This window comes from Pseudomonas sp. PGPPP4 (genome assembly GCF_002256045.1).
GTDB classification, from domain to species: Bacteria; Pseudomonadota; Gammaproteobacteria; order Pseudomonadales; family Pseudomonadaceae; genus Chryseomonas; species Chryseomonas oryzihabitans.
On the sequence record NZ_NKID01000004.1, the window covers coordinates 43,247 to 55,930 of the forward strand.

The 12,684-nt window shown below is 68.3% G+C and carries 13 protein-coding genes; 10 read left to right on the forward strand and 3 right to left on the reverse strand.

Annotation, left to right across the window (positions count from 1 at the left end; translation table 11 throughout):
- Nucleotides 1-209 precede the first annotated feature (209 nt).
- From paoA to CFE50_RS08465, 3 genes are read left to right on the forward strand one after another with little or no spacing between them, the layout of a single operon-like run.
- Nucleotides 210-878 carry an aldehyde dehydrogenase iron-sulfur subunit PaoA gene (gene paoA, locus CFE50_RS08455; protein WP_286732692.1) on the forward strand — a complete coding sequence of 223 codons (669 nt, stop codon included), beginning with the start codon at nt 210-212 and terminating at the stop codon, nt 876-878.
- Nucleotides 875-1,855 (forward strand): FAD binding domain-containing protein, encoded by a 981-nt coding sequence (locus CFE50_RS08460; RefSeq protein ID WP_286732693.1) that lies wholly within the window; start codon nt 875-877, stop codon nt 1,853-1,855. Before paoA ends, CFE50_RS08460 begins: the two co-directional genes overlap by 4 nt.
- A 10-nt stretch (nt 1,856-1,865) precedes the next feature.
- Nucleotides 1,866-4,088: a xanthine dehydrogenase family protein molybdopterin-binding subunit gene (locus tag CFE50_RS08465; protein ID WP_286732694.1), complete on the forward strand. Its 2,223-nt coding sequence runs from the start codon at nt 1,866-1,868 to the stop codon at nt 4,086-4,088.
- Nucleotides 4,089-4,104: 16 nt separating this feature from the next.
- Here CFE50_RS08465 and CFE50_RS08470 read toward each other — a convergent pair whose 3' ends face one another.
- Both CFE50_RS08470 and CFE50_RS08475 read right to left on the reverse strand, forming a co-directional pair.
- Nucleotides 4,105-5,001, reverse strand: a complete 897-nt coding sequence (locus CFE50_RS08470) for a DMT family transporter (protein ID WP_286732696.1) — start codon at nt 4,999-5,001, stop codon at nt 4,105-4,107.
- A 22-nt stretch (nt 5,002-5,023) separates the two neighbouring features.
- A complete protein-coding gene (locus tag CFE50_RS08475; protein ID WP_286732698.1) occupies nt 5,024-5,926 on the reverse strand; it encodes a DMT family transporter in 903 nt (300 codons plus the stop codon).
- A gap of 260 nt (nt 5,927-6,186) precedes the next feature.
- Here CFE50_RS08475 and CFE50_RS08480 point away from each other — a divergent pair, with 260 nt between their 5' ends.
- The 5 genes from CFE50_RS08480 (at nt 6,187) to CFE50_RS08500 (ending at nt 9,172) form a co-directional block, all read left to right on the forward strand.
- Entirely contained in the window at nt 6,187-7,143 is a 957-nt protein-coding gene (locus CFE50_RS08480) for a LysR substrate-binding domain-containing protein (protein ID WP_286732699.1), read from the forward strand.
- 54 nt (nt 7,144-7,197) lie between these two features.
- Entirely contained in the window at nt 7,198-7,575 is a 378-nt protein-coding gene (locus CFE50_RS08485; RefSeq protein ID WP_286732701.1) for a lysozyme inhibitor LprI family protein, read from the forward strand.
- Between the two features lie 70 nt (nt 7,576-7,645).
- Nucleotides 7,646-8,302 (forward strand): DUF2726 domain-containing protein, encoded by a 657-nt coding sequence (locus tag CFE50_RS08490; protein WP_286732702.1) that lies wholly within the window; start codon nt 7,646-7,648, stop codon nt 8,300-8,302.
- A 16-nt stretch (nt 8,303-8,318) separates the two neighbouring features.
- Nucleotides 8,319-8,645, forward strand: a complete 327-nt coding sequence (locus CFE50_RS08495) for a hypothetical protein (RefSeq protein ID WP_108581324.1) — start codon at nt 8,319-8,321, stop codon at nt 8,643-8,645.
- Between the two features lie 20 nt (nt 8,646-8,665).
- Nucleotides 8,666-9,172 carry a GNAT family N-acetyltransferase gene (locus CFE50_RS08500; protein WP_256203931.1) on the forward strand — a complete coding sequence of 169 codons (507 nt, stop codon included), beginning with the start codon at nt 8,666-8,668 and terminating at the stop codon, nt 9,170-9,172.
- A gap of 219 nt (nt 9,173-9,391) precedes the next feature.
- Here the strand turns inward: CFE50_RS08500 and gntR are convergent, their stop codons facing one another.
- A complete protein-coding gene (gene gntR / locus CFE50_RS08505; RefSeq protein WP_108581323.1) occupies nt 9,392-10,408 on the reverse strand; it encodes an HTH-type transcriptional regulator GntR in 1,017 nt (338 codons plus the stop codon).
- Nucleotides 10,409-10,594: 186 nt separating this feature from the next.
- Here gntR and CFE50_RS08510 point away from each other — a divergent pair, with 186 nt between their 5' ends.
- Together CFE50_RS08510 and CFE50_RS08515 are read left to right on the forward strand one after the other, a co-directional pair.
- The gene (locus CFE50_RS08510) at nt 10,595-11,128 is read left to right on the forward strand and encodes a gluconokinase (protein WP_286732707.1); all 534 of its coding nucleotides are present in this window, start codon (nt 10,595-10,597) and stop codon (nt 11,126-11,128) included.
- A gap of 203 nt (nt 11,129-11,331) precedes the next feature.
- The gene (locus tag CFE50_RS08515) at nt 11,332-12,684 is read left to right on the forward strand and encodes a GntP family permease (protein ID WP_286732710.1); all 1,353 of its coding nucleotides are present in this window, start codon (nt 11,332-11,334) and stop codon (nt 12,682-12,684) included.

A 12,684-nucleotide genomic window follows, 5' to 3' on the forward strand; every position in this document is an offset into this window, starting at 1 on the left:
GTTCAGCACCCCTGCCCAGCGGTATTCAACGTCACGTTGAGGGTTGTTCAGCGAAGCGTTGGAAAGCCCGTTCCAGAGGGCTTCGCCCCGGCCAGGACACATCTGGTATGGCGCTCCGCTGCGCCAGCGGCCCAGTGGCCTGAACCCCATAGGTTCGGGGGCAGTCATCAGAACGCCCGTGATGTGCCCCCAACGATGAGAATCCGACCATGGCTTCCGACTCCGATGCACGCTGGCGCCTGTCCCGGCGTCAGTTCCTCGGCACCTCCGCGGTGCTGGTGGCGACCAGCGCCATCCCCGGCTACGCCTTCGCCCAGGCCAGCGGTGGTGCGCCCCTGACGCCCCAGGCCATCGCCGCCCGCCTGCCGCAACTGCTGCCGCTGACCCTGCAGATCAATGGCGAGGCGCGCCGGCTCCGGGTCGACAGCCGCACCACCCTGCTCGATGCGCTGCGCGAGAACCTGCACCTGACCGGCACGAAGAAAGGCTGCGACCATGGCCAGTGCGGCGCCTGCACGGTGCTGGTGAACGGCCAGCGCATCAACAGCTGCCTGAGCCTGGCGGCCATGCACGAAGGCGACAGCATCACCACCATCGAGGGCCTGGGCAACGCCGAGCGCCTGCATCCCATGCAGGCCGCCTTCCTGGCCAAGGACGGTTTCCAGTGCGGCTATTGCACCCCGGGACAGATCTGCTCGGCGGTGGCCCTGCTGGACGAGGTCAAGGCCGGCATGCCCAGTCACGTATCAGCGCGCCTCGACGGGCCGATGAAGCTCAGTGAAGAAGAGATCCGCGAGCGCATGAGCGGCAACCTCTGCCGCTGCAGCGCCTATCCCAATATCGTCGCGGCCATCCAGATGGCGGGGGGCCAGGCATGAGGGTCTTCGACTATCAGCGCGTGCAGACTGAAGCCGAGGCCAGCCGCCGGGGCGCCCAGGCCGGCAGTCGCTTCATCGCCGGCGGTACCAACCTGCTGGACCTGATGAAGCTGGAGATCGAGACCCCCAGCCAGGTGCTGGACATCAATCGCCTGCAGCTGGACCAGATCAGCGCCACCGCGGACGGCGGCCTGCGCATCGGCACCCTGGTGCGCAACTCCACCCTGGCCGCCGACGCCCGGGTGCGCGAACGCTATCCGGTGCTGTCCCGCGCCCTCTTAGCCGGCGCCTCGGCGCAGTTGCGCAACAAGGCCACCACCGGCGGCAATCTCCTGCAGCGCACCCGCTGCTCCTACTTCTACAACACCGCCATGCCCTGCAACAAACGCCAGCCCGGCAGTGGTTGCGCGGCGCTGGGCGGCTTCAATCGGATGAACGCGGTGATCGGCGCCAGCGACCAGTGCATCGCCGTGCATCCCTCCGACATGGCGGTGGCCATGCGGGTGCTGGACGCCACGGTGGAGACCCGCGAAGCCACTGGCCGCACCCGGCGCATCCCCCTCGCCGACTTCCATCGCCTGCCCGGGGACACCCCGCAGATCGAAACGGTGCTGCAACCCGGCGAACTCATCACCGCCGTCACCCTGCCGCCACCACCACCGGGTATCCAGGTCTATCGCAAGGTACGCGACCGCGCCTCCTATGCCTTCGCCCTGGTGTCCATGGCGGCCATCGTCGAGTTGGATGGCAGCCGCATCCGCAGCGGTCGGGCGGCCTTCGGCGGCCTGGCGCACAAGCCCTGGCGGGTGGCAGCGGCCGACCAGGCCTTTGCCGGCCAGGCGGTGGACAGTGACCTGGCCGCCGTGGGCGATGCCCTGCTCGCCGGCGCCCGTGGCTATGGCCACAACGACTTCAAGCTCGAGCTGACCCGCCGCATCCTGCGCGCTGGCGTAGCCGATGCCCGCCAACAGGCCTGAGGACAGCAGCATGGAAATGAACCAACCCGCCGGCCGCAACCTCATCGACGAGAATCGCGGCGGCCTGATCGGCAAGCCCGTCGACCGCGTGGACGGCTTGCTCAAGGTCACCGGCCAGGCACCCTACAGCTTCGAGTTTCGTAACGATCGCGTGGCCTACGGCTTCATCGTCGGCGCCACCATCGCCAAGGGCCGCATCAGTCGGCTGGACACCGCGGCTGCGGAGAGCGCGCCGGGCGTGCTCAGCGTGCTGACCTATCGCAACGCGCCGCGCCAGGCGGCGCGCGAGCCGAACAACAGCGGTCGCTTCACCCGGCCCAAGCCCTATCTGGACAGCGACCAGGTGCGCTATTTCGGCGAGCCGGTGGCCTTCGTGGTGGCCGAGAGCTTCGAGGAGGCGCGCCTGGCGGCGGCTCTGGTGGAGATCGACTATGCGGCCGAAGCGGGCGTCTTCGACCTGGCCGCCAACCTCGGCCAGGCGGTCAAGCCGCCGGATGGCGACCAGCCCACCGACACCGCCTCGGGCGATGTCGACGCCGCCTTTGCCCGGGCGCCGATCAAGCTCGACGAGCGCTACACCACGCCCTACCACATCCATGCGCAGATGGAGCCCCACGCCAGCCTGGCCCAGTGGGACGGCGACCGGGTGACCATTTATTGCTCCACCCAGTTCGTCGAGCAGGCGCAGAGTTGCGTGGCCAATACCCTGCAGCTGCCCAAGGAAAACGTACGCATCGTGGCGCGTTATATCGGTGGCGGCTTCGGCGGCAAGTTGCCGATCTATGCCGACGCCCTGATCGGCGCCATGGCCGCTCGCGCAATCGGCCGGCCGGTCAAGGTCACCCTCACCCGCCAGCAGATGTTCCAGATCACTGATCACCGCTCAGCCACCATCCAGCGCATCCGCCTGGGCGCCGACCGCGATGGCCGTATCCAGGCGATGGCCCACGAAGGCTGGTCCCATTCCGCCCGCGGCCTGACCTACTACGAGCCCACCGGCCTGTCCTCGCGCACCCTCTATGCCGGCAACGACCGCCTGGTGGCGCACCGCATGGTCGAGCTGGATCTGCCCGAGTCCGGCTCCTGCCGGGCGCCCGGCGAAGCCGTGGGCATGCTGGCCAGCGAGAGCGCCATGGACGAGCTGGCAGTCAAGCTCGGTCTCGATCCCATCGAGCTGCGCATCCGCAACGAGCCCAGCCAGGATCCGGAAAAGCACATCCCCTTCTCTTCCCGCAAGCTGGTGGAGTGCATGCAGGACGGCGCCCGCCGCTTTGGCTGGAGCAGGCGCCAGGCCACGCCTGGTCAGGTGCGCGACGGCGACTGGCTGATCGGCATGGGCATGGCGGCGGCCAGTCGCGCCAACATGCTCAGGCCGTCCCAGGCCGGGGTGCGTCTGGAGGCGGACGGCTCGGCCACGGTCAAGACCTCCATGACCGACATCGGCACCGGGACCTACACCATCCTGGCGCAGATCGCCGGCGAGTCGCTCGGCTTGCCGGTGGAGCGGGTCAAGGTGCTGCTGGGCGACAGCGACGACCCGGCCGGGGCCGGCTCCGGCGGCTCCTTTGGCGCCGCCAGTTCCGGTTCTTCGGTCTATGTCGCCTGCGAGAATCTGCGCCTGAAAGCGGCGGATGCGGCGGGTCTGGATCCGGCCAGTGCCCGCTTCGTTGGCGGTCGCTTAATCGCCGACAACGGCAGTCGCGACCTCGCCGAACTGGCGCGCCAGCACGATCTCCAGGCCATCGGCGAGATCAAGCCGGGGCAGACCCTCAAGGACTATTCGCAGCAGGGCTACGGGGCCTTCTTCGCCGAGGTGGGGGTACATGCCCTCACCGGCGAGATCCGCCTGAGACGCATGCTTGGGGTGTTCGCTGCCGGGCGTATCCTCAACGAGAAGACCGCCCATTCGCAGATGCTGGGCGGGATGATCTGGGGCGTGGGCAGCGCCCTGCACGAAGACGGGGTGATCGATACGCGCCACGGGCACTTCGTCAACCATGATCTGGCCGACTACCACTACCCCTGCCACCTGGACATCCCCGCCATCGAAGCCCATTTCCTGCCGGAAGTGGACGACAAGGCCAATCCGCTGAAGATCAAGGGGGTCGGCGAACTGGGGATCTGCGGCGCCGGGGCCGCCCTTACCAACGCCGTCTACAACGCCTGCGGGGTGCGCATCCGCGACTATCCGCTGACGGTGGACAAGGTGCTGGCGGGGCTGAAGACGACGTGAGGACGGGCGGCGCGGTTCAGCGCGCCGCCTTGCCCCCTGCCCGGGTCGCCAGCAGCACCCCACCGATAGCGATCACCATGGCCACCCAGGCCAGTGGCGGCAGGGTCTCGCCCAGCAGCAGCCAGGCGCTCAGGGCGGCGCCCGGCGGTACGCAAAAGAACAGCGCACTGACCCGCGCCGCCTCGCCAGCGCGGATCATCCACACCAGCAGGCTGATGGCCAGCAGCGAGTTGGCCAGCACCAGATAGGCCAGGGCACCGATGAAGGCCGGTGCCCAGTGCACCGGGCTGTGCTCGAACAGCAGCGCCAGAGGTGCGCAACACACCAGGCCGACGCTGTACTGCACCAGATTGTTGGTGACCGGATGCTGGGCCACGCCCAGGCGCTTTTCGTAGAGCACGGCGCTGGTCATGCCCAGCAGCGCGCCGACCGCCAGGCAGATGCCCGGGACGGACTCCACGGCCACACTGGCCCGGGCCAGGATCACCCCGATGGCGCCGAGCAATCCCAGGGCCAGCCCCAGCCACTGCAGCGGCGTCACCCGCTCGCCCACCAGCAGGGGTGCGCCCAGGGCCACCAGGATCGGTTGCAGCGAGGCGACCATGGCCACCACGTTGGCCGAGGCACCCAGCACCAGGGCGCCATAGCTCATGCCGAAATAGACGCCCTGGATCAGAAAGCCCACCACGGCCAGATTCGCCCATTCCCGCCGGGTGCGCGGCAGCGGCGGACGCAGGATCAGGAAAGCCACCAGCAGCACGCTGAAGGCCAGCGCATAACGCATCGCCAGCAGGGTGAAGGGCGGCGCATAGGCCAGGCCCACCTTGGACACGGCGAAGCCGGCGGACCACAGGGCCAGGAACACCAGGGGGATGAGGCGCAGCAACCAGGGATTCAGCGAGGTGGACGACATCGGATGCTCAGGGCCAGGCGAGTCAGCGGGACGCGACTCGCGAGCGGGAAGGATAGCTGACGATCAGCAGACCGCTGAGCACCAGGGCCGCGCCGGCGAGAAATCCCGGTCCCGGGGTCTCGCCCAGCAACCAGACGCCCATCAGCACACCGAACAGCGGCGTCAGCAGGGTCAGCACGCCCAGGGGCGCGGCGCGATAGCGACTGAGCAGCACGAACCAGCCCAGCAGGCTGATGCCGGCGACGATGAACACCTGGAAGGCCAGGCTCGACCAGGCCAGGGAATCCAGCCCGGCCAGATCCAGGCGCTTGCCGAGCGGCAGGGCCAGCGCCAGCAGCACCACGCCGGTCACCCCGAGTTGATAGAACAGGGTGCGCAGTGGCGGCGCCTCGGCCAGGGCGCTGCGGCGGATCAGTACCGTGGTGGCGCCCCAGGCGGCGCCGCCGGCCAGGCCGATCAGATCGCCCAGCCAGCTGGTGCCGCCGCTCGGCTTGCCGATCAGGAAGGCGCAGACCACCCCAGTGGCCGCCAGCAGCATGCCCAGCCATTGCCGCCCCGACAGCCGCTCCCCGGGCACCAGCCAGTGCAGACCGCAGGCGGCGAACAGCGGCGCCGTGTAGATGAACACCACCATGTGCGCGGCGCTGGTGTATTTCAGGCCCACCGCCATGCAGAGAAATTCGAGGGCGAACAGCGACCCGGCGAGCAGCCCGGGGATCAGCGTCTGGTCGCGGCCCAGGCAGCGGATGCCGCGCCAGCGCGCCAGGCCATAGAGCAGCCCGGCCGCCAGCAGCGAGCGCCAGCCGATCTGCAGCAGCGGATCCACCTGCTCGGCGATGGCCTTGATCGCCGTCTGCTGCAGGCCCCAGACCAGGCAGAGCACCAGCATGACCAGCACGGCGGGGAGATCCAGCTCCTTGCGCATGAGCGTCGCTCCAGGAAAAAGTGAGCCTGCATGGTGAAGGTGGCTGAACAGGTCGGACAAACGATGTTTAATGGGCGTCAGGCTCAGGAAAACTAAGGCTTGTCTGAGAAGTCGCCGAGCGAAGGTCAGGCAAGGCAAAAATCGGTGAGGAAGCGGAGTTTACGAGTGGTAAATGAGCATTCCGACCGGGCTGGCGATCCAGCCGGTTTTTAACGCAGCATGACCGAGCGCAGGCACTTTTCAGACAAGCCGAGGCTGCCGTGACCACCGCCCTCCCCCTCAATGCCCTACGCGCCTTTGCCGCCGCCGCGCGACACCAACACTTTGCCAAGGCCGCGGACGAGTTGCACGTCACCGCCGGCGCCATCAGCCGGCAGATCCGCCTGCTCGAGGAAGAGCTGGGGCAGCCGCTGTTCGAGCGCCTGGCCCAGGGGGTGCGCCTCACCGTCCAGGGGCGCGCCCTGGCGTCGGAGATCGCGCCGCACCTCGACGGCCTGACCCGCGCCGTCGCCCGGGCGCGGGTCAAGAGCAGCGTCCTGACCGTCAGTGCGCCGCCCACCTTTGGCCAAGAATGGCTGCTGCCGCGCCTGGAAGACTTCCAGCGCCAGCATCCGGATATCGAGGTCTTTCTCGATGCCTCCTCCGCCATCGTGCCGCTGGGTACCGAGGGCGGTGCCCAGGCGGCGATCCGCTATGGCCGCGGCGACTGGCAGGACGGCGAGACGCGCCTGCTGCTGCGCGAATGGATCTTTCCGGTGTGCAGCCCGACGCTGATCCCGGCGCCACTGGCGGAACCCGCCGCCTTGCTGGCCTATCCGCTGCTGCATGCCGAATGGCCCGGCGGCTGGCGTTCGGGCCGGCCCAGCAGCCGTTTCAACGCCTGGCAGGACTGGTTCGCCAGCCAGCAGGTACCCCTGGGCGAAAGTCTGCGCGGTCCGCGCTATTCGCTGAGTGGCATGGCCCTGCAACAGGCCGCGGCCGGCAAGGGCGTGGCCCTCGGCGGCTGCGTGCTGGCCCAGCGCCTGCTGGCCAGCGGCGCCCTGGTCCGCCCGCTGCCGGATCGGTTCAACCAGCTGTCGACCCAGGCCTACTTCCTGGTGTTGCCCAAGGGCCCGGTAGACGCGCCGGTACAGCGCTGGATCGACTGGCTGCTGGTGCAGATCCGCCAATTCCGCGAGACCCAGGGCGAGCCGCAGGAGACCGGCGGCGCCTGGTGAGAGCCGCGCTTTTACGGCAGTCTAGGCGCTCCGCCCCTGCAATAGTCAGCCTGCATGAACACCTGTCGCCTGTCCGCCCTGCTCGCCCTGCTGCTCTCGACCGCCGCCCTGGCCGCCGAGCAGCCCCCGGCCGACTGCGATCGCCAGGGCGGCGAGGCGCAGCTGGCGGCCTGCGCCGCCGGGGATCTGGCCCTGGCCGAAGCCCGGCTGGCCGACGTCTACGGCCGCCGCCTGGCCGCGCTCTCCGCTGCGCAACGACCCGCCTTCGAACGCCTGCAGCAGCTCTGGCAAAGCGACCGCGCACCCCGCTGCGCTGACGCGACGCGCGGATTCCAGGGCGCCATGCAGCAGCTGCAGTATCTGAGTTGTCTGAAGTCGGTGACCCTGCTGCGGCTGGACGATCTGCAACGGCAACTCCCGCGGCGCGACTGACGCTTCGTCGCCACCGCTGCTGTCCGGCGCCGGAACTCACTATCATGGCGCCCCGCTGTTGGAGTTCGAGATGTACGAGCGTTACCTGCCCCTGCTGGTCCCGGCCGGACTGCTGCTTCTGGGGGCTTTGTGGTGGTGGCAGCGCCGGCGCCAGGCCGCCTTTCCCTATCGCCAGGTCGAAGCCCTCTTCACCCCCGCCGAACAGGCCTTTCTCGCGGTGCTCGACGAAGCCGTGGGCGACGACTACCGGGTGTTCGGCAAGGTGCGCATCGCCGATGTGGTCCAGACCCTGCCGCTGCGCGATCGCCGCCGCTATCTGATCGCGCAGAATCGCATCAACTGCAAGCACTTCGACTTCGCCATCTGCCGCCGCGACGACCTCGCCGTGCACGCCGTGGTCGAACTCAACGACAGGTCGCACCTGCAGCGCCATCGCCAGCAGCGCGACCGCTTCGTCCGCGCGGTGTGCGATGCCGCCCAGTTGCGCTTGGTGGAGATCCCTGCGGCGGCGCGCTATTCCGCCACCGCCGTACGCGACGCCGTGTTCGGCGGGCGCCGTCCGCGCCAGCGAACCGCAGTGCCCAGCCAGCCCCTCGCGCCGGAATGCCCGGAATGCCAGGCGCCCATGGTCCGCCGCCGCGCGCGCAGCGGTCGCCACCAGGGCCGGGAATTCTGGGCCTGCTCGAACTATCCGGATTGCCGCGGCCTGCTCGACATCGACGACTGACCAAGGGGCCCTTGCCATGCGCTATCCCACCACCCCGGACGGACGCTACTTCGTGGTCAGGGGCCGACTCTGGCGCTGCACCGACCCCAGCCTGCCCGCCGACCGCCGCGACCTGCTGACCCATGAACTGATGGATGCCCGCCGTCAGGTGGGCGTGGCCAAGCGTCAGGGTGACGAAGCCGCCCTGCGCAGCGCACGCGCCGCGGTGGACGCCGCCAAGCACGCCCTGGGCGAGCGCGGACCGGTCTGGTGGACCGATGGCGCGCCCGACTACAACCGGCGGATGGCCAGGAACACCCCCTATGCCGACTGGTACCGGCAGCTGGATGCCAAGGCTTCCTGACCCGCGCAGCGCGGCGTAAGGTGAACGGCCGACTCCTCTTGCGAGCACCGCTCTTGCGTATCCGTCCCGCCTTCGTCACCGATCTCGCCGCCGTCTGCCGGCTGGCCGAGCAACTCGCCGAGCAGCATCACCGGCAGGCCCCGGCGACCTTCGCCGAACCCTCCGGCGGCTGGCGCGACCAGGACTACTGGGCCGCCCAGCTGGAGCCGGAAGACGGGGTGCTGTTCGTCGCCGAGGCCGGTGACGAACTGGTCGGCTTCGTTACCGCGCGCCTGTCCGACACCCGCTCGATTTCCTTTCTGCAGCCGCTGATCCTCTGCCGGATCGGCACCCTGGTGGTGTCGGCCTGCCACCGACGGCTGGGCGTGGGTGCCCGGCTGCTGGACGCGGTGGAAGCCTGGGCGCGGGACAACGACGTCGACGAATTGCGCCTGGAGGTCATGGAATTCAACGAGGACGCCCAGGCCTTCTATGCCCGCCAGGATTTCCGGGGGCAGTCGCGGATATTGGCCAAGGCGTTGCGGTAAGGTGGCTGCACCGCGATCGCGGTTATGACGGTCCGCGGAGCTGATGGATGCCAGAAGATGGATTATTCGTTGTCCGAGCAAAACCTTATCGCGGCCATGGGCCGCTCCTACAGAAGCGTCAAGCCCCGTAGGAGCGGCCCATGACCGCGATAAGCAACGTCATACAGTTCTGGCTGCATCGACAGACCGCCGTGGTCACGATCGACCCAAGCCAAAGCCCTACACACTCTCCCGACTCACCAACTCGAATCCCAGGTCCACGCAGGTCGGTTGGCTGCGGCCGTCGAGCAGCCCCAGCAGGAGGGTCGCGGCCTGGCGCCCTACCGCGGCGCGGGGGGTCTGGATGGAGGTCAGCCGGGGGACCGTGTGCGCCGAGCCGGGCAGGTCGTTGAAGCCCAGCACCGAGATCCGTTCGGGGATGGCGATGCCCAGCCGCTGCGCCTCGAACAGCGCGCCTTGCGCCAGGTCGTCGTTGCAGAAGAACAGGCCGTCGACATCCGGCCGCCGGGCCAGCAGCTCGCGAAACTGCCGGGCGCCCAGCCCCACGGACGACGGCTGCGGATCCAGCACATCCAGACTCGGGTCATAGCAGCCCGCCTCGCGCAGCACCTCGCGAAAGCCCTCCCCTCGGGCCAGCGCCCGCGGGTCGAGCTGGGCGGCCACATAGCCCAGGCGCTTGCGTCCGGCCGCCAGCAGATGCCGCGCCGCGGCGGCCCCGGCGGCGCGCTGGGAAAAGCCGACGCTGGGCACCGTCCCCGCCGGATCCAGCTCCATCATGTGCACCCGCGGCACCCCGCTGGCCGCCAGCAGCTGGCGCGCGGCGTCGGTGCGGTCGAAGCCGGTCAGCAGCAGTCCCCGGGGCTGATAGGCCAGGTAGTTGCGGATCAGCTTTTCCTCTTCCTCGGGATCGTAGTGGTAGTTGCCGATCAGCACCTCCAGGCCACGGGGACGCAGGACCTCGTGGATGGCCTCGAGGGGCTCGATGAACAGGTGGTTGGACAGCGAGGGCACCAGCACCACCACCGAATGCCCCTGGGCCGAGGCCAGGGCACGAGCGGCCGGATTGGTGACATAGCCAAGGCGCGCGGCGGCCTCCTGCACGCGGGTGACCAGCTCCGGTGCCACGCTGGCGACACCTCGCAGGGCACGCGAGGCCGTGATGGGGGAAACACCGGCCTGCAGCGCCACCTCGGTGAGGGTGGGCCGACCGGAACTACGAGAACCCGTTCGATTCATTGTTATGGTTTCAGACTTGTCAGAGACGGAGAACGCGCCTAAGGTAGCGCTGTCTCAGCAGACACTACAAGCCTGACGTGGTCTTCCGCACCGCGTCGGCATTCGGCCCAACAAGATCGACAAGAACTGGAAGCCGCTGCCTTTTTCGCTTTTCGGGGTAGCGCTGTCTCCAGACCGGAGGTGATGATGAACACTCCCATTCCCGCACTGGTGGTCATGGGCGTCGCAGGCTGCGGCAAGAGCAGCATCGGCGCGGCCATCGCCGAGCAGGACGGTGGCCGCCTGATCGAAGGCGACGCCTTCCACCCCGCCGCCAACATCGCCAAGATGAGCGCCGGTATCCCCCTCGACGACGGGGATCGCGCCGGCTGGCTGACCCGCCTCGGTGAAGAACTGGCCGCTGCCGTGGCCGCGGGCGAACGCCCGGTACTCACCTGTTCCGCACTCAAGCGCCGCTATCGCGACCAGCTGCGCCAGGCCGTGCCCGGTCTCGGCTTCGTCTTTCTCGAACTGACCCGCGAGACCGCCGCCCAGCGCGTGGCCAATCGCCCGGGGCACTTCATGCCCGCCAGCCTGATCGACAGCCAGTTCGCCGCCCTCGAAGCACCCCACGGTGAACCGGCTACGCTGGTAGTGGACGCACGCGACACCCTGCCCGCCATCGGCACCCAGGTGTCGGCCTGGTGGAACACCTCGACTCGCCTGGCCCAGCCGGCCTGACGAGACAGCGCTACCCATTCCAACCCTTAGAGTCTGTTCAAAGTCTCGCGAGCTAGAGACAAACAAGGCGAAAAGGACTGAGGAAGCGGAGTTTACGAATGGTAAATGAGCATTCCGAAGCCATTTTCAACGCAGTTTGGCCGACGCGCAGCAGACTTTGAATAGGCTCTTACAACGCCCACAACAACAATAGGAGAGGCGCCATGTTCGGCATGGACCACAACAGCTTCCTTCTGCTCGACGCCGCGGTCACCATCGTCGGCCTGGTGCTCCTGATCACCAAGTTCAAGGTCCATCCCTTCATCGCCCTGACCATCGCCTCGGGCTTTCTCGGCCTGACCTCCGGCATGCCGGTGGAAAAGGTCATGAAATCCTTCCAGGACGGCTTCGGCGGCGTGCTCGGCTTCGTCGGCATCCTGCTCGGCCTGGGCACCATGCTCGGCAAGCTGATGGCCGATTCCGGCGGCGCCGACCAGATCGCCCAGACGCTGATCCGCGCCTTCGGCATCAAGCGCGTGCACTGGGCGATGATGTTCGCTGCCTTCCTGGTGGGCATCCCGCTGTTCTTCGAGATCGGCTTCGTGCTGCTGGCGCCCCTGGTGTTCATCGTCGCCCGCCGTACCGGGTTGTCGCTGGTCAAGCTGGGCATCCCGCTGCTGGCCGGCCTGTCCGCCGTGCACGGCCTGGTACCGCCGCACCCGGGTCCGCTGCTGGCGGTCGGGGTGTTCGGCGCCGACATCGGTAAGACCATCTTCTACGGCCTGATCGTCGGCCTGCCCACCGCCATGATCGCCGGTCCCATCTTTGGTGCCTGGATCGCCAAGCGCATCCCCGGTTCGGCCAATCCCGAGCTGGTCGCCCAGATCGCCCAGGAGACCGACAACCGCAATCTGCCGGGCTTCGGCATCACCGTCTTCACCGTGCTGCTGCCGGTGATCCTGATGCTGCTCAAGGCCTTCGCCGACATCTTCTTTGCCGCCGACAATCATTTCCGCATCTGGATGGACTTCATCGGCCATCCCATCACCGCCCTGCTCGCCGCGCTGCTGCTGAGCTTCTACAGCTTCGGCACCGCCTGCGGCTTCTCCCGCGAGAAGATCGTCAAGCTGCTCGACCAGAGCCTGGCGCCGGTGGCGGCCATCGTGCTGATCGTCGGCGCCGGTGGTGGCTTCAAGCAGATGCTGGTGGCCAGCGGTGTCGGTGACGTGATCGGCAACCTGGCGGTGCAGACGCAGATCTCGCCGATCCTGCTGACCTGGCTGGTGGCGGCGGTGATCCGCGTGGCCACCGGTTCCGCCACCGTGGCGACCATCACCGGCGCCGGCATCGTCGCCCCCGTGGTGGCGCTGATCCCCGGCGTGAACAAGGAATTGCTGGTGCTGGCCGCCGGCGCCGGTTCGGTGATCCTCTCCCACGTCAACGACGCCGGCTTCTGGCTGGTGAAGCAGTACTTCAACATGACCGTGGCCGAGACCTTCAAGACCTGGTCGATGATGGAGACCATCCTCTCGGTGGTGGCCCTGGCCTTCATCATGCTGCTGTCGCTGTTCGTCTGA

Coding starts and splice junctions, on each gene's coding strand:
- paoA (WP_286732692.1), top strand. CDS start 210: ATGGCTTCCGACTCCGATGCACGCTGGCGCCTGTCCCGGCGTCAGTTC.
- CFE50_RS08460 (WP_286732693.1), top strand. CDS start 875: ATGAGGGTCTTCGACTATCAGCGCGTGCAGACTGAAGCCGAGGCCAGC.
- CFE50_RS08465 (WP_286732694.1), top strand. CDS start 1,866: ATGGAAATGAACCAACCCGCCGGCCGCAACCTCATCGACGAGAATCGC.
- CFE50_RS08470 (WP_286732696.1), bottom strand. CDS start 5,001: ATGTCGTCCACCTCGCTGAATCCCTGGTTGCTGCGCCTCATCCCCCTG.
- CFE50_RS08475 (WP_286732698.1), bottom strand. CDS start 5,926: ATGCGCAAGGAGCTGGATCTCCCCGCCGTGCTGGTCATGCTGGTGCTC.
- CFE50_RS08485 (WP_286732701.1), top strand. CDS start 7,198: ATGAACACCTGTCGCCTGTCCGCCCTGCTCGCCCTGCTGCTCTCGACC.
- CFE50_RS08490 (WP_286732702.1), top strand. CDS start 7,646: ATGTACGAGCGTTACCTGCCCCTGCTGGTCCCGGCCGGACTGCTGCTT.
- CFE50_RS08495 (WP_108581324.1), top strand. CDS start 8,319: ATGCGCTATCCCACCACCCCGGACGGACGCTACTTCGTGGTCAGGGGC.
- gntR (WP_108581323.1), bottom strand. CDS start 10,408: ATGAATCGAACGGGTTCTCGTAGTTCCGGTCGGCCCACCCTCACCGAG.
- CFE50_RS08510 (WP_286732707.1), top strand. CDS start 10,595: ATGAACACTCCCATTCCCGCACTGGTGGTCATGGGCGTCGCAGGCTGC.
- CFE50_RS08515 (WP_286732710.1), top strand. CDS start 11,332: ATGTTCGGCATGGACCACAACAGCTTCCTTCTGCTCGACGCCGCGGTC.